Origin of the sequence: Paenibacillus kribbensis (genome assembly GCF_001705305.1) — a bacterium.
GTDB classification, from domain to species: Bacteria; Bacillota; Bacilli; order Paenibacillales; family Paenibacillaceae; genus Paenibacillus; species Paenibacillus kribbensis_B.
Map to the genome: position 1 here is coordinate 252,699 of NZ_MCBP01000004.1, position 21,304 is coordinate 274,002.

Annotated in this window: 21 protein-coding genes; 19 read left to right on the forward strand and 2 right to left on the reverse strand. The window is 46.8% G+C overall.

Annotated features, from left to right (window positions below):
* Position 1 precedes the first annotated feature (1 nt).
* Positions 2-1,462, forward strand: coding sequence for an ATP-binding protein (locus BAZ21_RS09790; RefSeq protein ID WP_068499447.1), 1,461 nt, complete (start codon positions 2-4; stop codon positions 1,460-1,462).
* A 193-nt stretch (positions 1,463-1,655) separates the two neighbouring features.
* Here BAZ21_RS09790 and serA read toward each other — a convergent pair whose 3' ends face one another.
* Positions 1,656-3,248 carry a phosphoglycerate dehydrogenase gene (serA, locus tag BAZ21_RS09795; protein ID WP_068499449.1) on the reverse strand — a complete coding sequence of 531 codons (1,593 nt, stop codon included), beginning with the start codon at positions 3,246-3,248 and terminating at the stop codon, positions 1,656-1,658.
* A gap of 708 nt (positions 3,249-3,956) precedes the next feature.
* Between serA and BAZ21_RS09800 the strand changes: the two genes are divergently transcribed.
* Together BAZ21_RS09800 and BAZ21_RS09805 are read left to right on the forward strand one after the other, a co-directional pair.
* Entirely contained in the window at positions 3,957-4,544 is a 588-nt protein-coding gene (locus BAZ21_RS09800) for a type II CAAX endopeptidase family protein (protein WP_007430861.1), read from the forward strand.
* Positions 4,541-4,882, forward strand: a complete 342-nt coding sequence (locus BAZ21_RS09805; RefSeq protein WP_068499451.1) for a hypothetical protein — start codon at positions 4,541-4,543, stop codon at positions 4,880-4,882. Before BAZ21_RS09800 ends, BAZ21_RS09805 begins: the two co-directional genes overlap by 4 nt.
* Before the next feature lie 105 nt (positions 4,883-4,987).
* Here the strand turns inward: BAZ21_RS09805 and BAZ21_RS09810 are convergent, their stop codons facing one another.
* On the reverse strand, positions 4,988-5,872 hold the full coding sequence (locus tag BAZ21_RS09810) for a polysaccharide deacetylase family protein (protein WP_068499454.1): 885 nt from the start codon (positions 5,870-5,872) through the stop codon (positions 4,988-4,990).
* Positions 5,873-5,965: 93 nt separating this feature from the next.
* Here BAZ21_RS09810 and BAZ21_RS09815 point away from each other — a divergent pair, with 93 nt between their 5' ends.
* The 16 genes from BAZ21_RS09815 to BAZ21_RS09890 all read left to right on the forward strand — a co-directional run bounded on the left by BAZ21_RS09815 (position 5,966) and on the right by BAZ21_RS09890 (position 21,238).
* Positions 5,966-6,334: a hypothetical protein gene (locus BAZ21_RS09815; RefSeq protein WP_068499455.1), complete on the forward strand. Its 369-nt coding sequence runs from the start codon at positions 5,966-5,968 to the stop codon at positions 6,332-6,334.
* Between the two features lie 198 nt (positions 6,335-6,532).
* Positions 6,533-7,147 (forward strand): genetic competence negative regulator, encoded by a 615-nt coding sequence (locus BAZ21_RS09820; RefSeq protein WP_007430857.1) that lies wholly within the window; start codon positions 6,533-6,535, stop codon positions 7,145-7,147.
* 84 nt (positions 7,148-7,231) lie between these two features.
* Entirely contained in the window at positions 7,232-7,927 is a 696-nt protein-coding gene (gene prsW, locus BAZ21_RS09825) for a glutamic-type intramembrane protease PrsW (protein WP_068499456.1), read from the forward strand.
* 263 nt (positions 7,928-8,190) lie between these two features.
* A complete protein-coding gene (ypeB, locus tag BAZ21_RS09830) occupies positions 8,191-9,576 on the forward strand; it encodes a germination protein YpeB (RefSeq protein ID WP_068499457.1) in 1,386 nt (461 codons plus the stop codon).
* 170 nt (positions 9,577-9,746) lie between these two features.
* Positions 9,747-10,406, forward strand: a complete 660-nt coding sequence (locus BAZ21_RS09835; protein WP_068499459.1) for a flagellar brake protein — start codon at positions 9,747-9,749, stop codon at positions 10,404-10,406.
* Between the two features lie 129 nt (positions 10,407-10,535).
* Positions 10,536-11,243, forward strand: a complete 708-nt coding sequence (gene cmk / locus BAZ21_RS09840) for a (d)CMP kinase (RefSeq protein WP_068499461.1) — start codon at positions 10,536-10,538, stop codon at positions 11,241-11,243.
* Positions 11,240-11,833, forward strand: coding sequence for a lysophospholipid acyltransferase family protein (locus BAZ21_RS09845; RefSeq protein WP_068499463.1), 594 nt, complete (start codon positions 11,240-11,242; stop codon positions 11,831-11,833). Before cmk ends, BAZ21_RS09845 begins: the two co-directional genes overlap by 4 nt.
* 120 nt (positions 11,834-11,953) lie before the next feature.
* Positions 11,954-13,180: a 30S ribosomal protein S1 gene (gene rpsA / locus BAZ21_RS09850; protein WP_068499465.1), complete on the forward strand. Its 1,227-nt coding sequence runs from the start codon at positions 11,954-11,956 to the stop codon at positions 13,178-13,180.
* A 145-nt stretch (positions 13,181-13,325) separates the two neighbouring features.
* On the forward strand, positions 13,326-14,648 hold the full coding sequence (gene der, locus BAZ21_RS09855; RefSeq protein ID WP_068499467.1) for a ribosome biogenesis GTPase Der: 1,323 nt from the start codon (positions 13,326-13,328) through the stop codon (positions 14,646-14,648).
* Between the two features lie 11 nt (positions 14,649-14,659).
* Positions 14,660-15,268 carry a glycerol-3-phosphate 1-O-acyltransferase PlsY gene (gene plsY, locus BAZ21_RS09860; protein WP_068499469.1) on the forward strand — a complete coding sequence of 203 codons (609 nt, stop codon included), beginning with the start codon at positions 14,660-14,662 and terminating at the stop codon, positions 15,266-15,268.
* A complete protein-coding gene (locus BAZ21_RS09865; protein ID WP_010345750.1) occupies positions 15,261-16,301 on the forward strand; it encodes an NAD(P)H-dependent glycerol-3-phosphate dehydrogenase in 1,041 nt (346 codons plus the stop codon). Before plsY ends, BAZ21_RS09865 begins: the two co-directional genes overlap by 8 nt.
* A gap of 168 nt (positions 16,302-16,469) precedes the next feature.
* The gene (locus BAZ21_RS09870; RefSeq protein WP_068499475.1) at positions 16,470-16,745 is read left to right on the forward strand and encodes a stage VI sporulation protein F; all 276 of its coding nucleotides are present in this window, start codon (positions 16,470-16,472) and stop codon (positions 16,743-16,745) included.
* A gap of 177 nt (positions 16,746-16,922) precedes the next feature.
* Positions 16,923-17,573 carry a hypothetical protein gene (locus BAZ21_RS09875; RefSeq protein ID WP_068499477.1) on the forward strand — a complete coding sequence of 217 codons (651 nt, stop codon included), beginning with the start codon at positions 16,923-16,925 and terminating at the stop codon, positions 17,571-17,573.
* A 42-nt stretch (positions 17,574-17,615) separates the two neighbouring features.
* A complete protein-coding gene (locus tag BAZ21_RS09880) occupies positions 17,616-17,966 on the forward strand; it encodes a 2Fe-2S iron-sulfur cluster-binding protein (RefSeq protein WP_068499479.1) in 351 nt (116 codons plus the stop codon).
* A 435-nt stretch (positions 17,967-18,401) separates the two neighbouring features.
* A complete protein-coding gene (gene spoIVA, locus BAZ21_RS09885) occupies positions 18,402-19,880 on the forward strand; it encodes a stage IV sporulation protein A (RefSeq protein ID WP_023989182.1) in 1,479 nt (492 codons plus the stop codon).
* A 242-nt stretch (positions 19,881-20,122) separates the two neighbouring features.
* Positions 20,123-21,238 (forward strand): sugar ABC transporter substrate-binding protein, encoded by a 1,116-nt coding sequence (locus tag BAZ21_RS09890; RefSeq protein ID WP_068499481.1) that lies wholly within the window; start codon positions 20,123-20,125, stop codon positions 21,236-21,238.
* Positions 21,239-21,304 lie beyond the last annotated feature (66 nt).

A 21,304-nucleotide genomic window follows, 5' to 3' on the forward strand; every position in this document is an offset into this window, starting at 1 on the left:
CGTGAACTTTTGGAGATCACTGGTAGGCAAGCTGTGGATCACCATCATTTGTCTCGTAGGCTCCGTGCTTATTTTCCTAGGACTTTTTTTGTTGCCGTATATCAACAGAAATTTCGCGGCACATGAATCGACGGAAATCAAGCATTTGTTTATCTATACATGCATTGTCGGATTTTTATTAACGACCTTTTTTGCTTTATTTCTTTTTACTAAAATCACACAGCCTATGCAGCTGTTGATTCAGGCGGCGAATGCCATTCGTGAGGGAAAGTATGATACACGGCTTTCGCTGGTGACCAGTGATGAGATCGGGGAGCTGGCGAAAACCTTTAATCATATGTCTACGGAACTGGAGGCGACGATCCGCAGTCTGAATGAGGAGAAAAACCATCTATCCAGTGTGCTGCGAAGCATGTCTGACGCTGTAATTACCTTTGACAGAAGCGGGCAAATTATTTTGACGAATCCGCCTGCGCAAAATTTGCTGGATAGCTGGGGAGAGCTGGAATGGCAAGGACATGATCAGAAGGAGTTTGGAGCACCTGTACCAGACCCGATGCTGCCACTGTTTCATACGGTTATGGACAAAGGAGAGGACGTCGGAGACCATATTCATGTAAGAAATGGCTCCTGGTCGGTACAGATGGCTCCTCTGTACACAGATAATGTAATTCGTGGCACGGTAGCTGTGCTTAGGGATATCACAGAAGAAGTGAAGCTGGAGAAGATGAGAAGCGACTTTGTCGCCAATGTATCCCATGAAATCCGTACACCATTATCCATGATGCAGGGCTACAGTGAAGCGTTGCTTGATGGTATGGCTGGTTCACCGGAGGAATCCGAGGAGCTGGTGCAGGTCATCCATGATGAATCACTGCGCATGGGAAGGCTGGTTAAGGATCTGCTTGATCTGGCTCGAATGGAAGCAGGTCATACAGACATGCATCGTCAGGAAGTGAATGTGAACGAGCTGATTGAGCGTGTTCACCGTAAATTTACGGTACGCTCGAAGGAACGGGGACTGATTCTTGATTATCATGATCAGGGCCAACAGTTGCTGTTGTCTGATGCGGATGAGGATCGGCTGGAGCAGGTACTGACCAATCTGTTAGATAACGCGTTCAGGCATACACCCGAAGGGAAAAAGGTTACTTTGGCGGCGGATCTAATTTTGGGAGAACGGCATGAGCTTGTACGCATCCGGATTAAGGATGAAGGTGTGGGCATTGCCAGCGAGGACCTGCCTTATATTTTTGACCGTTTTTACAAGGCTGACAAGGCCAGAGTGCGGGGCGAGGATAAGGGCACAGGCCTGGGACTTGCTATTGTCAAAAATATTGTAGAGGCTCACGGAGGCTCTGTCTCTGCTGCCAGCACATTGGGAGAAGGGACAGAGTTCACGATTCTGCTGCCGATCTCCAAAAAACAAAGTCAGGCTCTGTCACAGACTAAGGAAACTTAGCTGATCACCCTGTTCGAAAGCATCCTCGGAAGAGGGTGCTTTTTGTTGAAAAATCAACATTTATCTTGTTCAACGTGGAACATTCAGCATCAAGATAGATATTTGGCATTGGCATAGGAAAAAGACGCCTGATTACCCAGGCGCCTCACTTTTATAGGGAAAGTAGATGGACTTTCTTAAGCCCTGTCTATATTTAATCCAGCACTACTTCTTGAGCGGTATTCAGTTCCGGCAACCCAACCAGCTGAATCAGCACGTCTTTTGGCACAGCCTTATCAACCGTCAGGATCATGATCGCTTCACCACCAACAATTTTACGTCCTACTTGCATGGAGGCGATATTGACGCCGTTTTCGCCAAGCAGGGTGCCGACACGGCCGATAATGCCCGGCTTATCATTGTGGGAGATGAGCAGGAAATGAGCTTCCGGTGCCACATCAACCGGGAATTGGTTCAACTGAACGATACGTTCGCCATAACCTGCAAGCAGGGTGCCGGCTACACGTTGCTCTTCGCCACTTTGTGTTTTAAGCGTAACGGTGATCAGGTTCGTAAAGCCCTTGGTAGCCGGTGCCTGAGATACGACCAGATGGATGTCGCGTGTTTTGGTAAGATGTACAGAATTTACAATGTTTACATCACTGCCCAAGTGACGGCTGAGTACACCTTTCAAAATATAACGTGTCAGCGGCTGTGTATCTACAGAGGACAAATCGCCAGCGTAATCCACATGGATTTCACGTACAGCCTGATTTGTTACCTGTGCGGCAAAGCTGCCCAGCTTCTCGCCAAGCGAGAAATACGGCTGCAATTGCGTCATCACATTGGATGGAACAGGAGGCATGTTGACCGCATTTTTAAACGGCTCATCACGCAAAATATGCAGCACCTGTTCAGACACGTCGATGGCTACGTTCTCTTGCGCTTCGACCGTCGAGGCACCCAGATGCGGTGTGACGATAATTTTTGGATGGCTCAGGAAAGGGTGGTCTTGTGCTGGCGGTTCCGACTCGAATACGTCAAAGGCTGCACCGGCCACAATTCCTTTATCAATGGCCTCAACGAGAGCCATTTCATCGATAACACCGCCACGCGCACAGTTAATGATGCGCATTCCTTTTTTCATCACTTCAAACTGCGGGCGTGCAATCATATGCTTGGTTTCCGGTGTTAAAGGTGTGTGTACGGTCATGAAATCTGCATTGCGGATGATTTCGTCCACGCTGGCCAGCTTGATGCCCAGCTTCTCGGCACGCTCTTCCGTCAGAAACGGATCATAGCCGAGGATGTTCATGCCAAAGGCTTTGGCGCGTTTGGCTACTTCGCTGCCGATACGTCCCATACCGAGGACTCCGAGCGTTTTGTTGCGCAGCTCGACACCGAGGAATGTTTTACGATCCCATGTACCGGCGATGGTTTTGGCATACGCCTGTGGAATATGACGTGCCAGAGCCATCATCATGGCAAAAGTATGCTCACATGTCGTAATTGTGTTGCCGTCAGGAGCGTTAATAACGATAATCCCGCGTTGCGTTGCTGCCTCAAGGTCGATGTTGTCCACTCCTACACCGGCGCGTCCGACCACTTTGAGGTTTTTACCTGCGGCCATGATGCGTTCGGTTACCCGGGTTTGGCTGCGGACGAGCAGTGCGTCATAGTCACCAATAATTTGAACCAATTCATCCTCGCTGAGACCTGTGTTCTTGTCCACCGTGACATCGTCTGCATCCATCAGCTGCTGAATGCCCAGGTCACTGATCGGATCGGATACTAACACTTTAAACATTTGGTTTCCTCCTCAAAGTTAACTTCTTTTATGGACAGGATGTACTTCTAACTGAAATACATTCCATAAAGAACATGAAAAAACTTGAAATGCTTCTAAAACTACAGGAGAGCGTGGTAAACACTTGTGTGATAACGCATTGACGCAGAAAAGGGATAAAATAGCATTACGCACCGAGCTTTCGGTCAAAGCTAATGGACAAAAGCTCTGTGGGAGCCGCTTTGCGGTTTTCGGGCATCAAAAAAACCCCCGAATCACATACTATCTCCATAGTAAGGGACGAGAGTTATCGTGGTACCACCCTAATTCGCAGCCATTTCGCAACGGACTGCCTTCAGCGGTCATAAAATGACCGAAAGGATAACGGTTTTCTGCCGATTGCATCTAATGCCGGAATAAAATTTCCTAGGCCTCGGTGCAATAACTCAGGAGCGCTGAAGAACATTACTTCGCCATCGGCTTCCACCCAAGCACCGATTCTCTGAGGACGAAATCAATATCTTTTCTCCATCAAGGTTGTTGTCGTAAATAATTTTTTCATAATGTATCACGGCTTACATGGCCATGTCAATAGGAGATGTGACATGTATAGATAACTGGCTAGATAGTAGCTATAACATGCGGAATAATTAAGAATTAGGTCTTCTTGAATCCGCCTGACTTTTTGGCTATGATGCTAAAGAAGACTATGCAGAGGACTAACTAATCATGAAAAAGCTTAAAGTGAAATGGAAAAGAGCGCAAATTCACGAATTGAATGACCGCTTGCTGCTTTACAATTTGTATCTAACCCAGGGACTGACCCTGCTGGTCGGTGCAGTCTGGATTATTTTTCAGCAAAGAAATGTGTTGGAATTGTTTGCCTTGCCGAACAGTTTACATGTCTTATGGTGGGGACTGGGATTGGCTGCTGCTATGCTCCTGGTGGATCTGGTGTTATCCCGAGTTATGCCTGAGGATGCCATGGATGACGGCGGAATTAACCAATTGCTGTTTCAAAATCGTCCGATTTGGCATATTATTTGTATAGCTGCCGTCGTCTCGATCTGTGAGGAACTTTTGTTCAGAGGTGCGATTCAGTACAGCTTTGGACCTTATTGGACAAGCATTTTGTTTGCAGTCATCCATATCCGATATTTACGGCATTGGATTCCAACAGGCTGGGTATTCCTTAGCAGTTACGGATTGGGCTACATCTACGTACAGACCGGCAGCCTGTGGGCGCCGATCATTTGTCATTTTGTGATTGACCTGATATCCGGTTTAGCGTTGCGTTTTCGGAGGTATGAAGAATGAATCAGGAGCTTAGCAGAGTGCAGACCTATGGTAGTCGTCGAAATGGTCGCAAAGTCAAGGAGGAGGACAGGTCCAAATCAAAACCTGTCCGTTCCCGTGCTTCACGACCCGTGCCTGAATTGGCCCACGTTGACGCTGTACCAGAAGTTGCTGTGATGATGGAGGATGACGCTCCTGTCAGTGAGTACCGTACGCGGGCAGAAATGTTTCCGTCCCGCCGTATCCGGGTAAGCAAGTGGTTTTTAAATTTTTTGAGCACTCTTTTTGTACTTATTACAGCAGCGTTACTATGGTGGGGCATCAAGGGAGCACCGCCTATCAGTAAATTGCTCTGGTAATAAAAGGGTGTAAGAAAAAGGCCTTTATCTTCGCACAAGCTTATGCGGAAGATGAAGGCCTTTTCTGCAATTATCGTTGATTATTGACCCTAAACCCAATTCCTGTTAGCTGGCAGGAACCTCAATGTTTCGCGGATCAACAAACTGGTAACCCTTTTGCTCCAGGAGGGTCAATAGACTATCCAGCGCCTCAGCTGTCCATGGCAGTTCATGCATCAAAATGTTGCTGCCAGGATGTAGCTGCTCCGTTACATTTTTGAGAAGCGCATCCGTTTTATTAGGCTGACTCTTCTTCATAGTCCAATCCAGAGAACCGACGGACCAGGTCATGTACAGAAGTCCGTTTTCCTTGGCAACCTTACGGCCTACGTCTCCGCCTGCACCATGAGGAGGGCGAAAAAACACCGGTGCTTGGCCCGTTATATCCTTGACCATTTTTTGCACGGTTTCAATCTGCTTTTTGACCTCAGCCTCCGATTTGTTCTTCAGCACGATGTGGTCCCAGCTATGGTTGCCGATGGGCTGTCCACGGTCATGGATAAGCTTGAGCAGTTCAGGATGCTCCTTCACACGGTAACCGTTTACGAAGAAAATAGCTTTGGCCTTGTGCTTGTCCAGTGTATCAATGATTTTATTAATCATGGCCGCTTCCTTGGGCCCATCGTCAAAGGTTAGCAAAATAACCTTTTTTTCCACTCCTTCTTGATTGGGAACCACATTATATGCTTTGTCCAAATGATAAGTTTTATCGGTGGCAGCCACCGTAGCTGAATCCTCCGATTTGCTGTTGTCAACAGCGGACTTGTCATGTTGTGCTGTTGTTTTACCTGCTGAGTTATGATCTTTAGGGACTGTTTGATTACCGTTGCTTGTGTCAGACGCTGCCGAAGTTTGGTTGTTGCCGGTAGTCGCCGATTCCGGCTTGTTCGCCGTGCAAGCACTAAGCAGCAGACATGCAGTCAATAAAATGGCTGCTGTTTTTGTACCCATTAATTCATCTCACCTTCCTGTATTTATACCGTATGAGTTTGTCTTTCCTGACGAACACTATGCTTGATTCTACCACAAAGGGAGGTTCTAATTGTGAAGACATCTTCATTTTTCCTGGGAATCGTTTTGGGCGCTGTCGCAGGCTCTATGATCTCCCGTAACCGCAACATGCTGGGCTTTTCTATGAACATGGATGGAAAAAAAGGCGAAAATTTGGTGCAGAAAGCCCGCACCAAAATGATGGACGCTGCGTTTCCCGGAATGGGCGATATTACGCTAAATAAACATGATACTCATGAGGATCATGATCATCATTCCAAAACAGATACAACCGTTCATAATGTCCAAAGCAAAGAAGAAAATATGAAGTTGATTAAAGACTTTATCAGCAGTAGTCCCGATGTTAAACGCGAGGTCGAGCAAATACTGAAGGAAACTCATACAGCCGTACCGGGATTATAACCCCGGAACCTCTATCCCGAATCATTTTGCGGCTTTTTTGTGAAAGCCGTTCAAATGATTCTTTTTTTTCTCATTTTTATTTCGTGCATTTACGATTATAAAATGATAACATGATTACATAGAACCATTTTCATCACAGGCATCATAATTGCATCATAATCTGTTAATAACACTCGGCTGCCAGGAGGAGGGTCCAGTATGAAAATAGAAAGATTAAGTCAGGACAAGATACGGATTTTCCTTACCTTTGACGATTTGAGCGAACGCGGTATTCAAAAAGACGATATGTGGCAAGAAATTCCAAGAGTCCATGAGCTGTTCACCGAAATGATGGATCAGGCATACAGCGAGCTGGGCTTCGATGCCACGGGACCGTTAGCTGTCGAAGTCTTTGCGCTCCCTGCTCAGGGAATGGTTGTTATCGTCACTCGGGGAAAATACGATCACCAGCAGTATGGTTCGGGTCCCGATGAGGAGCTTCCAGAAGAAGTCTACGAAATGGAAGTCACGATGGAACACAGTGATTCCATTGTTTACGCGTTTAGCGATTTCGAAGTACTCATAGAAGCGGCTCACATGCTCCGCAGCAACACTACGGAAGCAGGTAAGCTGTATCATTATAGAGGAAAATGGATGCTGCATTTGGAGCCAGAAGAGGTAGAGGAGTCCAAGCTCGCGGCTTTGATCGCGGTTCTTGCCGAATTTGGGGAAGGCTCATCCGTAACACCAGCAATGCTGGAGGAGTACGGCAAGCTGATCATTCCTGAACAGGCTGTTGCTGTCATCTGCACTCATTTTGACAGCCGTTCTTAATCGGGCTATAGAAAGTGATATGGAGTGAATTTGTCGGCTCTGCGCTGAATGCAGGGCCGACTCATTTTTATGGAGGGATGATCGGTGCTTCTGTTTTCGGTTTTAGCGGCAGCCACAGCGCCGGGTCTTGCCTTATTGATGTATTTTTACTTGAAGGACAGATATGATGCGGAGCCGCTGCACATGGTTGTTAAAGTGTTTCTACTCGGCTTCCTGGTGGTGCTTCCTGTTATGATTTTTCAACGCGGGCTGCTGCTTTGGCTAGGGGATAACACGTTAATCCAGGTGTTCGGCATTTCGGCCGGAGTGGAAGAGTTTTTTAAATGGTTTTTGTTGTATCACATTATATATAATCATACCGAGTTCGATGAGCCTTATGACGGCATTTTGTATGCGGCTGCGGTATCCCTCGGATTTGCTACGGTTGAAAATCTATTGTATGCCTGGGCGGGGCATGCTTCTGTGAGCATGATGCTGATGAGATCGCTGCTACCTGTGTCTGGTCATGCGATGTTTGGAGTAATGATGGGCTATTACTTGGGAAAAGCCAAGTTTTCAGAGGGGTGGAAGAGCAAATACATGTTGCTTCTGTCATTGGTGCTTCCATGGTTTTGGCACGGCGTATATGATCTGATTTTAACGAAATTCCAGCATGACTGGGTTTGGTTTATCATTCCTCTGATGGCATTTTTGTGGTATGGAGGCATGGCGAAGATCACTCGTGCTAACAACCGTTCTCCTTTCAGATTATTGAAACGGGAAGAAAAGGTTAATATGTAACAAAAAGGGACACACTGATCTGACAAACCTGTTAGAGAAAGAGGTGTCTTTTTTGCGTATTAAAGTGAGAATTCATTGTAAAAGATGCGGGGAACGCTTTGTGCTTAGAGGACGCATGGAGCAAGGACGAATTCAAACCGGCTTTAAGCGTTGTATATGCGATCATTGCGAGTTTATTGTTGAACTCATGGAAAACCATGCATAAGAGAGCTTTCTTCTTGTCACACTATCGGTAGTGTACTTGAAGAAAGGAGACTTCCAATATGTATAAGCGACTTAGTTCCGTGTTGTTCCCGATTGTTGCCCTGGTCATGATAGGAGCATTTGTGTGGGGTTATCGGGAAAGCCAGATGAGAAAAGAGGTATCTCTTCAGGCCAAAAGCATGTCGATTAAAACGGAAAATCAATATCAGCGTGCGTTTCATGATTTGTCGTTTCATATGGATCAGCTGCATTCCCAACTGGGTAACGCAGTTGCTGTCCATAACACTTCACACGCGATGCATCGCAAATGTTTGATGAACGTGTGGAGGCTTACAAGTGAGGCCCAAAGTGAGGTTAACCAGCTGCCTCTCAATGTGATGCCATTTAATCATGCCAAGGATTTGCTGTCACATTTATCTACATTTTCGTATCAGACCGCCGTTCGTGATCTGGACAACGAGCCTTTAACCGAAAAAGAATTATCAAATCTAAAAACGTTGTATAACAACTCCAGAGAAATTTCGAAAAGCATGCACGAAGTTCGAGCAAAGGCCTTGAGTAAAAACTTGCGATGGACTGATGTAGAGCAAGCCCCAGGCGCACAAACCGGTCCAAAGGATAACACGATTATAGATGGCTTCAAAACCGTGGACAAAAAGGTGGAGGGCTACAAGGAACTGGATTGGGGGCCTTCCGTGGCCAGCATTTATGCCAAGCGTTCTGTGAAAAAATTGAATCTCCCGGTTGTGGATGCTGCGCAAATTAAGCGGAATGCTGCCATGTTTACAGGAAAACCGGAAAGCCAGATTCGTGTACATGAAAACGGTAAAGGGACTGAATGGGCGTCCTATACGGCTACCCTGCTTAACAAGCAGAAGCCTGTGGCCACCATGGATTTTACGAAAAAGGGCGGTAAGCTCATTTCCTATCACGATATGAGAGAAGTAGGTCCCAAAAAAGTCACCCGCAATGAGGCGATTCGGCATGCGAGTGAATTTCTCGAACAAAAGGGCTACAAGGGGATGAAGCCGGTTGCTTATGATGAAAGGACAAATTTAGCCGCCATCACATATGCAAGCGTGCAAGGGGACGTGATTATCTATCCGGAAAAAATCACAGTCAGATCGGGCCTGGATAACGGAAAAGTGACTGGGCTTCAAGCGAGCGACTATGTGCACGAGCACAATCCTCTCCGTCATATCCCGAAGGCTAAACTGGATTTGAAGGCTGCACGAGCAAAGCTGAATCCTGAGTTTCGTGAAACTTACCATCGTAAAGCATTAATTGAAAATGAACTGTCGAAAGAAGTTCTGTGTTATGAATTTGGCGGTAAAATCAATGGCTCCGTTTATCGGATTTACATTAATGCCGATACGGGGATGGAAGAAACGATTGAGCAAGTGAAAGACTCGGATGAGCCTCAAGCCAAAGCAAAAAATGCATAACGCTGAAGGTACAAGGGATATAATTCCTTAGCCACTCGAAACCTCCTTAATTTAAGGGGGTTTTTGCGCTTTAATCATAGTTCCAACAAATAAAATGCTTAAAATAGGCATAAAGTCGTGGTATTATAGACCTTGGTTAAAGCTTTTAATGGACAAGGACGGTGAATGGTTTGTTTCCTAAAATTAATGATGTGCTATACATACAACTCGCTGGTAGCGATCACAAGGACGAACTTTTTGAATTCAAGTCGCGTATTGCGGAAGAGGAGTCACAGAACTTTCTGATTGAAATTCCCATGTCACAAATAAGCGGGCATTTGAAAAAGCTGTTTTTGGGGGAAGAGCTATCGATATTTTTTATGAGCGAGGGTGGAATTAAAAACTATTTTAATACTCATGTTACGGGCTTTAAAGAAGATGTGCTGCGGATGGTCCGCATTCAAAAGCCGGATCCGGACAGCATCAGCAAAATTCAGCGTCGAAACTACCTCCGTGTTAAGGCCAATCTGGAAATTGCGGTGAAACATGGTGTAAACGAGTCAAGATTTGTAGCAGAGACACATGATGTGGGAGGCGGGGGCGTTTCTTTTCATACTCAGGGACCGCACCTTCTAGAAGAAGGAGAATCGTTGTCCTGCTGGATTTTGGTTCCTTATAAAAACGGCACGATGGAGCATGTGTGGTTCCAGTCTGAAGTTGTACGCATTCATGAGATGGAAAATGGCCGTAGGCTCATCATGCTGAAATATGAGAAAATTGCTGATCAGGAGCGCCAAAAGCTGATTAAATATTGCTTTGAAAGACAGCTGGAATTTCGGGAAAAATCGTAATCATCCGGGGGGATTCTTTTTCAGTAAACCTGCCGTTCATTTTGCATCGTCTATAAATGTGTGGTATAATTTTCACGTCGCAGGCAATGCCTGCTTTTTTCTTGAGGTTAGGTTAGGAGGAATTCCCCGTTGGCAAGGCAGCAAGTATCTTCAAATAAAAAAATAAATGTAGCCATTGACGGACCTGCTGGTGCAGGGAAAAGTACAGTGGCCCGCTTGGTGGCGAAAGCACTTTCTTATGTGTATGTGGACACTGGAGCCATGTACCGGGCAGCAGCGTGGTACATGATATGTAAGGAAATTCCGGCGGAAAATGTAGAAAAAGTGCTTCAACATGTACCTGAGCTGGTGATTGAATTAGTACCGGACCCCACAGGTCAAAAGGTTTATTGTAACGGGGAAGACGTAACTACAGTAATTCGTTCGATGGAAGTGACCAGCAAGGTATCACAGTATTCGAGTATTGCGGGTTTACGCACACGTTTGACTGAAAACCAGCGTGAAATGGCTGCGCGTAAGGGCGTCGTTATGGACGGGCGGGACATTGGAACAACTGTACTTCCCGATGCGGAAGTTAAGGTGTTCATGACTGCAAGTGTTCAGGAACGTGCCTCTCGCCGTTTTAAAGAATTGAACGGAGCTGATGATATCACTCTGGAGCAGCTTGAACGTGACATTGCGGCACGTGACAAGCTTGACGAGGAGAGGGAAGTATCCCCGCTTCGTTGCAGTGAGGACGCCATCGTACTGGATACGACCCATATGGGCATTCAGGATGTCGTGGAGACGATCGTATCTTATTGCGTGGCGAAGAAGGATGGGGAGATCAGCCAATGATATATACGGTATGCGTCAGTATTTTGCGTCTCATTTACCGCATTCTGTTTAGACTTGAAGCGGTAGGCAGGGAAAATGTACCTGCTGAGGGCGGAGTATTGTTGTGCTCTAATCATATTAGTAATCTTGACCCTCCTACAGTTGGTATTTTGCTGAAGCGAAAGGTTCACTTTATGGCAAAAGCCGAGCTGTTTAATATTCCTGTACTGGGGCCATTGATCGACAAGCTGGGAGCTTTTCCAGTCAAACGCGGTGGTGTGAGTAAGGAATCCATTAAACTGGCATTGAACATTTTGCGTGATGGAAAAGTAATGGGGATCTTCCCAGAAGGCTCTAGAGGAGCTGGAGGAATTGGTAAAAAGGGTGCTGCCAGCTTTGCGCTGCGTAGTGGAGCGGCTGCCGTTCCGGTCGCCATTGTAGGTGATTACAAGCTTTTCCGTAAAACGAAAGTGATATACGGCAAGCCTGTCAATTTGGATGCCTTCCAAAAAGGGGCCGATATCGAGGGAGACCCGCTTGAACTGGCGACAGAAGCAATTATGTCCCGTATCCGTACAATGAAGGAAACTGGCAAGCCTACGAATAACTGAAAGGCTTGCATGAATTATGTCTAAGCTCGGAAAACTAGAACAAAAGTTTAATTGATGTTTTGAACTCTGCCATGCGCAGGTTTAAATAAATGGTTTTTTTGAATTGAGGAGGGTATTGACATGTCGGAAGAAATTAAAAATCAAGAAGCTGCTGAAGCGGCTAATCAAGACGAGCTCGATCAAATCGTCTCCCTGAAAAAAGGTGACACCGTTAAAGGTACAATCGTGAAATTGGAAGATAACCAAGCGGTAGTAAGCATTGGATATAAATACGATGGAGTTATTCCAATTCGCGAGTTGTCTTCTGGTTTGGATAACGCAGAAGAAGCAGTACAAGTAGGCCAAGAAGTCGAAGCCAGAATCATTAGCATCGATGATGCCAAAGAAAAGCTTGTTCTGTCCAAACGCGCAATCGACAGCGAAAATGCTTGGGAAAAGCTGGAGCAACTGTTCGAAAGCAAAGAAGTGTTTGAAGTCGTAGTAAACGACGTCGTTAAAGGCGGCATCGTAGTAGACGTGGGTGTGCGTGGATTCATTCCTGCATCCATGGTAGAACGTCATTTCGTTGAAGATTTCAGCGATTACAAAGGCCGCACATTGCGTGTTGTTGTAAAAGAGCTGGATCGCGAAAACAACAAAGTGATCCTTTCTCAAAAAGACGTTCTGGAAGCAGAATTTGAAGCCAACAAGCAGAAAGTAATGGCTGAGCTGAAAGAAGGACAAGAAATCGTAGGTACGGTTCAACGTCTCACTCAGTTTGGTGCTTTTGTAGACGTAGGTGGCGTGGACGGCTTGGTTCATGTATCTGAAATCGCTTGGACTCATGTTGATAAGCCTTCTGATGCTGTTTCTGAAGGGGATCAAGTAAAAGTAAAAGTCTTGAAAGTAGATCCTGAAAAAGGAAAAATCAGCCTGAGCATGAAAGCTGCACAGCCTGGTCCTTGGGAATCGGCTGCTGGACAATTTAATAACAGTGACATCGTAACCGGTGTTGTAAAACGTCTGGTTAACTTCGGTGCATTCGTTGAAATCGCTCCTGGCGTGGAAGGTTTGGTTCACATTTCCCAAATTTCCCACAAACACATTGGTACTCCACAAGAGGTTCTGGAAGAAGGACAAGAAGTGAAAGTTAAAATTCTTGAAATGAATCCTTCCGAAAAACGTGTTAGCCTGAGCATTAAAGAAACGGAAGAAGCTCCTGAAGCTGCTCCAAAAGCAGAAAGAGCACCACGTGCAGCTCGCGCGCCTCGTGAGGAACTGAACAATCCGAACGTCTCGCTCAACAATTCCGGTCTGAGCATTACGCTTGGCGAACGTTTTGGCGATAAGCTGAACAAATTTAAATGAGTTTGAATCAATACACTTTATAATAAGCATAACGTACACCATCGGCGGACCCAGAGGGTTCGCCGATTGTTGTTACGTGACCATATCGCCAACAGGTATGTTTTTTGCTATGATGAGAGCTGAGAATGACAGGAGGAGTGAATTTATGGCAAGACCCGTTGTGGCTATCGTTGGTCGCCCGAATGTGGGAAAGTCCACTATTTTTAATCGGATTATCGGGGATCGTTTGTCCATCGTGGAAGATAAACCCGGAATCACCCGTGACCGTATATACGGTATATCGGAGTGGAATGGTAAATCCTTCAGTATTATTGATACCGGTGGTATTGAGATTGATGGAGAAGATATCATTTTGAAATCCATCCGAATGCAAGCGGAATTGGCAATAGAAGAAGCAGATGTTATCGTATTCATGAGTGATGCGAAAGCAGGAATTACGCAATCGGATGAAGAGGTAGCTCAAATGCTGTATCGTTCGGGTAAACCGATCATTGTAGCGGTAAACAAAGTGGACAACCTCAATCGTGCCGATCTGATTTACGAGTTTTATTCTTATGGATTTGGAGATCCTATCCCCGTTTCCGGTAGTCACGGTACAGGTATAGGTGACCTGTTGGATGCAATTACGTCCAATTTGCCTGAGCTTGAAGAAGAGCACTACGATGATGATGTTATTCGTGTCGCTTTGATCGGTCGCCCGAACGTAGGCAAATCTTCACTCGTTAACGCCATTCTAGGAGAAGAACGGGTTATTGTTAGTGATATTGCAGGCACGACACGTGATGCGATTGATACGCCTTTTGAAAAAGACGGTCAGAAATATGTACTGATTGATACGGCTGGGATGCGCAAACGCGGTAAAGTATATGAAACGACAGAAAAATATAGTGTCATGCGTGCGATGCGTGCTATCGAGCGTGCAGATGTTGTCCTGGTTGTTATTAACGGTGAGGAAGGTATTATTGAGCAGGATAAGCACATTGCCGGCTATGCTTATGAGGCGGGTAAAGCGTCGCTGTTTGTTGTTAACAAATGGGATGTCGTGGATAAAGATGATAAAACGATGCATCAGTTTGAAACTAAAATCCGCGATCATTTCCTGTTCATGACATATGCTCCGATTGTGTTTTTGTCTGCCAAAACGAAGCAACGCTTGCAAAAGCTGCTTCCTGTTGTACAGCATGTGGCGCAGCAGCATGTCATGCGTATTCAGACGCATTTGCTGAATGATGTCATTTCCGATGCAGTGGCGATCAATCCTCCACCAACAGACAAAGGACGTCGTCTGCGCATTAACTATGTGACCCAGGTTGCTGTCAAGCCGCCTACGATGGTTGTATTCGTTAATGATCCGGAGATCATGCACTTCTCTTACGAGCGTTATCTGGAGAACAAAATTCGCGCCGCCTTCAATTTCGAGGGGACTCCAATTCGTATCTTTACACGGCGCAAGTCTGACGAAAGTTAGGAGCGAATAGGTTGATTTTACAGATCGTTGCCATCGTACTCAGTTACTTGCTTGGCTCTGTCAGCTTTAGTTTGCTGTATGGAAAATTAAAAGGAATCGACATTCGCCAGCATGGAAGCGGCAATGCCGGTGCGACGAATACGCTGCGCGTGCTTGGAAAAGGCCCAGCTATTCTGGTATTGCTGCTGGATGTACTTAAAGGGGTTATTGCGGTGCTGATTGGGCACTGGCTGGGTGGAGAATCTACTTGGCTACCGGGTTTGTGCGGAATCGCGGCGATCGCGGGCCATAACTGGCCGGTATATTTTCACTTTCGCGGAGGAAAAGGGATTGCTACCGCTATTGGTGTATTAGCATCGCTGGCCCTTCTTCCCGCTTTATATGCCGGGATCATTGCGATTCTCGCCATCGTGATAACCCGCTATGTGTCCCTTGGATCACTGATTTTTGTCATTCTGACCCCCTGGATTTTGCTCGTGCTTGGATATGAATGGCCGTTTTTCTGGACAGCTCTAGTCATTTGCTTGTTTGCTGTGTGGAGACACCGTACCAACATTGTCAAGCTGGTACGGGGAAATGAAAATAAGCTTGGCTCCAAAGGAGGAGATCGTCTTGTCTGAGAAAATAGCTGTGCTGGTCGCGGGTAGCTGGGGGACAGCCCTGGCTTCCGTTCTTGCGACCAATAACAACGATGTCTCTGTCTGGACGAGAAATGAGCAGCAAGCAGCTGAAATCAATGAAAAGCATACGAATGAGCATTATTTACCCGGCTCCATTTTGTCTGATCGTATTTCTGCTACAACCGACATGGAGACTGCCGTATCTGGTGCTAAGGCTGTTATTATCGTATCTCCTTCGTCTGCCGCTCGTCAGGTAGCACGTAGTCTAAAAGATCACTTTACCAAGGATATGCTGGTGGTGCATGCCATTAAAGGCTTTGAAACCGAAACGCTCAAGCGTATGTCCACGGTGATCTCGGAAGAACTGGAAATCGCAGAGGGTGATATTGCCGTGCTGTCTGGTCCGAGTCATGCGGAGGAAGTGGTGCGAAAATGCCCAACAACGGTCGTTGTGGCTTCCTCCAATGAGAAAGCTGCACAGGCTGCGCAGGAGCTGTTTATGAACTCCTATTTTCGGGTATATACCAACCGTGATTTGCTGGGCGTAGAGCTGTCCGGGGCGTTAAAAAACATTATCGCTCTAGGCGCGGGAATGTCGGACGGACTTGGCTTCGGCGATAATGCCAAAGCGGCTTTATTGACGCGTGGATTAGCTGAGATTACTCGTGCCGGGGTTGAGATGGGCGCTAATCCATTGACCTTTGCCGGTCTGGCTGGTATTGGCGACCTTGTTGTCACCGCAACGAGCCGTCACAGCCGCAATTGGCGCGCAGGCTCATTATTGGGACAGGGTCAACAGCTTGATGCTGTGCTGGAATCCATGGGCATGGTGGTAGAGGGTATTCGGACGACAAAGGCGGCCTACGCGATCTCGCAAAAGCTGGGCGTTCAGATGCCTATTACAGAAGTGCTGTATGGAGTACTGTTCGAAGGACGTGACGTCCGCAAAGCGGTCGAGGCACTGATGGGTCGCGACCCTAAGACCGAGATGGAAGTCATGCCGCTGCAAACTTGGGAGCAATGGCATTCATAATGGCTGAATGATCCCAAAAGTATAGTAAAGGCTGTCTCGTAAGTAGATTTTTTCTACGAATGAGATAGCCTTTTTAGTTAGGCATTAGGCATGTCTTTTGTAAGCTTAATCACCTTTTATCTCCACCATTCATAGACTGAGTTGAGCAATGGCGGAGGAGGGGAGATTGTGAATAAAAACTTTCCGAAAGAAGCGTTGAAGGCCATTAACAAAAAAGGCGGCAAAAACATATCCGAAAATGCAGTTAAAAAGCTGGCAGGCACGGTAAAGGCGGACACGCTTCAAAGTGAAGCGCAGCTGCGTCAGCTTATAAAGCAGGTATCTGCGATGGCCAACATTCCGGTGTCGGAAGATACAGTAAGGGATATTGTCAGTGCCGTCAAAAAGAGCGGAATGAGTTCTTCCAACATGGAAGCGTTGATGAAAATGATGATGAAAAAATAAAAAGTTGGCCGCAAATGGTCAGGTTTCACCGTGAACCGGGTGGGTTCGCGGTTTTTTTTTATATATTGAAGCTTGCTTTCGCTTGCTTTTCACTGCACAAAATATCGAACTACCATGCCGAACATGATATAATGATGCCCAATAGGAAACGGGTTGAAAGACAGTAAGGAGGAAACAATGTTGAAGGAGGCCATATCATCGACGCTATTAAACGGGCTGCCTCGCGATTTGACAGCTGCGCTGAGTAGCTTGGCTGATCGTTGGTCAACAGTGTCGGTTCCGTGGATGCTTGGAGGAAGCTGTTCACTACTGGTGCAGGGAGTTGAGCTGGATCGCCTGCCGCGGGACATTGATATTTATGCGGATATTCACGCAGCAAAACAGCTTCATGCACACCCTCCGGGTGTAAATATAGATCAACAGCAGGTTGACCGCAGCGGCTCGTACGTTTCATTGTTAAGCCATTATGAGCTGGAGGGATTTCCAGTTGAGTTGGTGGGTGGGTTCGAGGTGCTCTGTGACGGAGCGTTATACCGTTTGGAGGTCGAAAGACTCCTCTGGACAGCGGGAATCCAGCTTGATTTGGGGCGTGTTTCGCTACATCTGATGCCGCTCAGTCACGAGTTGCTATTTAATTTGTTGCGAAATCGCCCTGACCGATATAGGGCGATTGCAGAGGTTATGAAGCGTGATCCACAGCGTCATCTGGTGGTACTCAAGCAGTTGCTGATCAGTAACATTTGGGCAGAGGAGCAGTTGGACAGGCTGGTAGAGCTTTTGCCTTGGCCAGAGCTGCATTCCATAATCCGGATGGGACATGATGTATAAGCTTCGTGTGTGTTAAGCGGTAAGACGAATGGAGGACCGTTCATGAATGTGAGGATTACGTTCATGCCGTCAGGCAGGCACGTACAGGTTGGTCAGGGTACGACATTGCTCCAGGCTGCCCGTAAAGCAGGTGTATATATTCCCACTCGCTGTGACGGGAAAGCGGCCTGCCTCATGTGTAAGGTACATGTATCACCGGAATGGGCTGCATTCACAGGCCGTCCCAATGATGCAGAGCAGCGTAAGCTGGGACCTTTATTGGAGGAAGGTATACGATTGTCCTGTCAGGCTCGTGCTCAAGGTGATGTAGAGGCTACGATACCGGAGGATAGGCTTAAGGCTGCTATCAGGCGGCAACTGGAGCGCCAAGCGATGGATGACGAGCTGTGGTAATAATACATTTATTTGGAAATCAAAATATATAAACAACAAAGGATGTTATCCGACGCCTACAAAGCGGTCAGGAGAACATCCTTTTTTATATAGTGCGTGGCACCGAAGTCATGGGGAACCCCCTCTCCGCATATATTAGGTGAGTGGACCCAAACGTAAAATATTGTTTTTGCAATGATGGCTGTGGCCTACTCTATTTTTTCAAAAAACTGAACATATTTTACGGAGGGGATACATATGATGGTATCAGTCCAAATGCATGTACGAGTTTACGCCGTTTCGCCGATTCCATCAGTCTCCTGAATCTCGGCGGCGGACGACTTCCGGGCATTTTAAAGGCTGTTCTGCCGCATCTGGGATCAAGCAGTTGGTTGAACACGAAGCGGATGCTCTTTAAGCATTTTTCCTTCGGAGACTTTTGAGGAGGGGATTTCATTGGAGAAAGTGGACATTTTTAAAGACATTGCCGAACGCACCGGAGGAGACATTTATCTTGGGGTCGTTGGCGCAGTCCGAACAGGAAAATCAACGTTTATCAAGCGGTTTATGGAGACGATTGTTCTGCCCAATATTACAAGTGAGGCGGATCGTGCCCGCGCCGTAGATGAGCTGCCGCAAAGCGCGGCAGGGAAGACGATCATGACGACGGAGCCTAAATTCGTACCGAATAATGCCGTCCAGATCAAAGTAACGGAAGGACTGGACGTGAATGTACGTCTGGTTGACTGTGTAGGATATGCAGTAGAAGGAGCAAAAGGTTACGAGGATGAAAATGGCCCAAGGATGATCTCCACGCCATGGTTCGAAGAGCCGATTCCATTTCAGGAAGCGGCGGAAATTGGTACACGCAAGGTTATTCAGGAGCATTCGACGCTCGGTGTTGTGGTCACGACAGACGGCACGATTGCTGAAATTCCGCGCAGCTCTTACGTGGAATCAGAGGAGCGTGTCATTGAGGAGTTGAAGGAAGTTGGCAAGCCATTTGTGCTGGTCATCAACTCTACGCATCCGCGCAGTGATGAAACACTCCAGCTTCGCAGTGAGCTGGCTGCCAAGTACGATATTCCGGTCATGACACTCAGCGCAGCGACGATGACGGAAGATGATGTTACAGGCGTGCTTCGTGAAGTATTGTATGAATTTCCGGTGCATGAGGTGAATGTGAACCTGCCGAGTTGGGTCATGGTGCTGAATGAAGAGCACTGGCTGCGTAGCAATTATGAAAATTCCGTTCGCGATACGGTTAAAGATATTCGACGCCTGCGTGATGTAGATCGAGTAGTTGGTCAGTTTATGGAATATGAATTCATCGACAGGGCCGGATTGAGCGGGATGAATATGGGGCAGGGCGTAGCTGAAATTGATCTGTATGCTCCCGATGAGCTGTATGACCAGATTTTGGTTGAAGTCGTCGGGGTAGAGATTCGCGGCAAGGATCATTTGCTGCAAATGATGCAGGATTTTGCCCATGCCAAACGGGAGTACGACCGCTTCGCCGAGGCGCTGGAAATGGTCAAGACAACGGGATATGGCATTGCAGCACCATCGTTGTCCGAGATGGCACTAGACGATCCGCAGTTGATTCGTCAGGGTACAAGGTTTGGTGTGCGGCTCAAGGCAACAGCACCTTCCATACACATGATCCGTGTCGATGTGGAGTCGGAATTTGCTCCGATTATCGGTACAGAGAAGCAAAGTGAGGAGCTTATGCGCTATCTGATGCAGGATTTTGAAAATGATCCGATCAAAATTTGGGAGTCAGATATTTTCGGACGTTCGCTACATTCTATTGTACGTGAAGGCATTCAGGGCAAGATCGCCATGATGCCGGACAATGCACGCTACAAGCTGCAGGAAACGCTGGGTCGCATTATCAATGAAGGCTCCGGCGGTCTCATTGCTATTATTCTTTAAGTGTAATCAAATGAAAAAACACGTTTTACAGCAACCGTTTTCCGATCTTCAATCGGGGAACGGTTGTTTATCATTCCGCACCAATCTTTACATTATTTTTTTATAAAATTGTTGTATTTTGTCATATAAACTCGGAAAATAATTTTATATTCATAAAACCTATTTACATACTTGGTTTAACGCGCTATATTAAATATCAAATTTGAATCATTTTGTGGATGGAACGAGGGGGAAATGAGATCATGAGTAGCCAAAAAGAGATCCGAAAGAGCAAGAGAGTAGGACTGGGGGCCATGATGCTGCTGGTGCTGGTTTTGCTGGTCACTGCATGCGGCGTGCCGAAAACAGAGAGTGGCGCTCAGGGGACAAGCACTGCGGGATCGAGTGCAACAGACGGAAAAACGGGCAGTTCAAATCTAAAAGGTAAACGTGTTGCGCTGATTATGGAGTTTAACACGGGTACATTTTCGCAGCAGTATGTTCAAGGTGTGGAAGAGGAAGTTAAGAAATTTGGCGGAACACTGACTAAGTTTGTGGCAGATAACGATAAGGCTAAAATGGCCTCCTTGCTGGATAGCGCGATTAATCAGCAGTTTGATGTGATTTTAACCGATCATGGTGATGCCCTGCTGGAGCCAGGACTGAAAAAAGCAATCTCTCGCAATATTCCGGTGATCGTATTCGATGCTGCCGTCAACGTTCCGGGCGCGGTTGTGCTCTCGCAGGATGATCAAAGCATGGCTGAGCTGACGCTGGAGCAAATGAAAAAGGATATTGGCGGCAAAGGCAACATCGTCAAAGTATGGGTGGCCGGATTTGCACCGATGGAACGCCGTCAGATTGCTTACGATGCATTTTTGAAAGCTAATCCGGATATAAAAGAAATTGCGACTTTTGGTTCGGCGCAGAATCCTGCTTTGGACACACAAGCGAAGATGGAGGCCATATTGAAGCAATATCCTAAGGGCCAAATTACAGCAGTATGGGCTGCATGGGATGAATTCGCCAAAGGTGCAGCCCGTGCCATCCAACAAGCGGGACGTACGGAAATTAAAGTCTATGGTATTGATATGAGCGACGAGGATCTGCAAATGATTCAGGACCCGAAAAACCCTTGGGTGGCTTCGGCAGCCGTAGATCCAACAGATATCGGGCGCGTACAAGTACGCTATGCCTATCAGAAGCTGCATGGGGATAATCCGGAGGAGAAAGTGGTACTGAAGGCTGTATATGTGCAGCGCGAAGCACTGCCAGACAAGCAAATTTCCACATCCGAGCTGTCTCAATATGTGAAGGGATGGGGCCAAAGCGAGCAAGGCTATAAAGACTGGATGAAGGAATATGAAACGTCCAAATAAATTGTAAGCATCATGCACAGGCGCGCTTCGGCGCGCTTTTATCATAAGCAGGCGTAAGGGGGTTAC

Coding starts and splice junctions, on each gene's coding strand:
- der (WP_068499467.1), top strand. CDS start 13,326: ATGGCAAGACCCGTTGTGGCTATCGTTGGTCGCCCGAATGTGGGAAAG.
- BAZ21_RS09880 (WP_068499479.1), top strand. CDS start 17,616: ATGAATGTGAGGATTACGTTCATGCCGTCAGGCAGGCACGTACAGGTT.
- rpsA (WP_068499465.1), top strand. CDS start 11,954: ATGTCGGAAGAAATTAAAAATCAAGAAGCTGCTGAAGCGGCTAATCAA.
- BAZ21_RS09810 (WP_068499454.1), bottom strand. CDS start 5,872: ATGGGTACAAAAACAGCAGCCATTTTATTGACTGCATGTCTGCTGCTT.
- BAZ21_RS09875 (WP_068499477.1), top strand. CDS start 16,923: ATGTTGAAGGAGGCCATATCATCGACGCTATTAAACGGGCTGCCTCGC.
- BAZ21_RS09805 (WP_068499451.1), top strand. CDS start 4,541: ATGAATCAGGAGCTTAGCAGAGTGCAGACCTATGGTAGTCGTCGAAAT.
- serA (WP_068499449.1), bottom strand. CDS start 3,248: ATGTTTAAAGTGTTAGTATCCGATCCGATCAGTGACCTGGGCATTCAG.
- ypeB (WP_068499457.1), top strand. CDS start 8,191: ATGTATAAGCGACTTAGTTCCGTGTTGTTCCCGATTGTTGCCCTGGTC.
- BAZ21_RS09890 (WP_068499481.1), top strand. CDS start 20,123: ATGAGTAGCCAAAAAGAGATCCGAAAGAGCAAGAGAGTAGGACTGGGG.
- BAZ21_RS09800 (WP_007430861.1), top strand. CDS start 3,957: ATGAAAAAGCTTAAAGTGAAATGGAAAAGAGCGCAAATTCACGAATTG.
- BAZ21_RS09845 (WP_068499463.1), top strand. CDS start 11,240: ATGATATATACGGTATGCGTCAGTATTTTGCGTCTCATTTACCGCATT.
- BAZ21_RS09820 (WP_007430857.1), top strand. CDS start 6,533: ATGAAAATAGAAAGATTAAGTCAGGACAAGATACGGATTTTCCTTACC.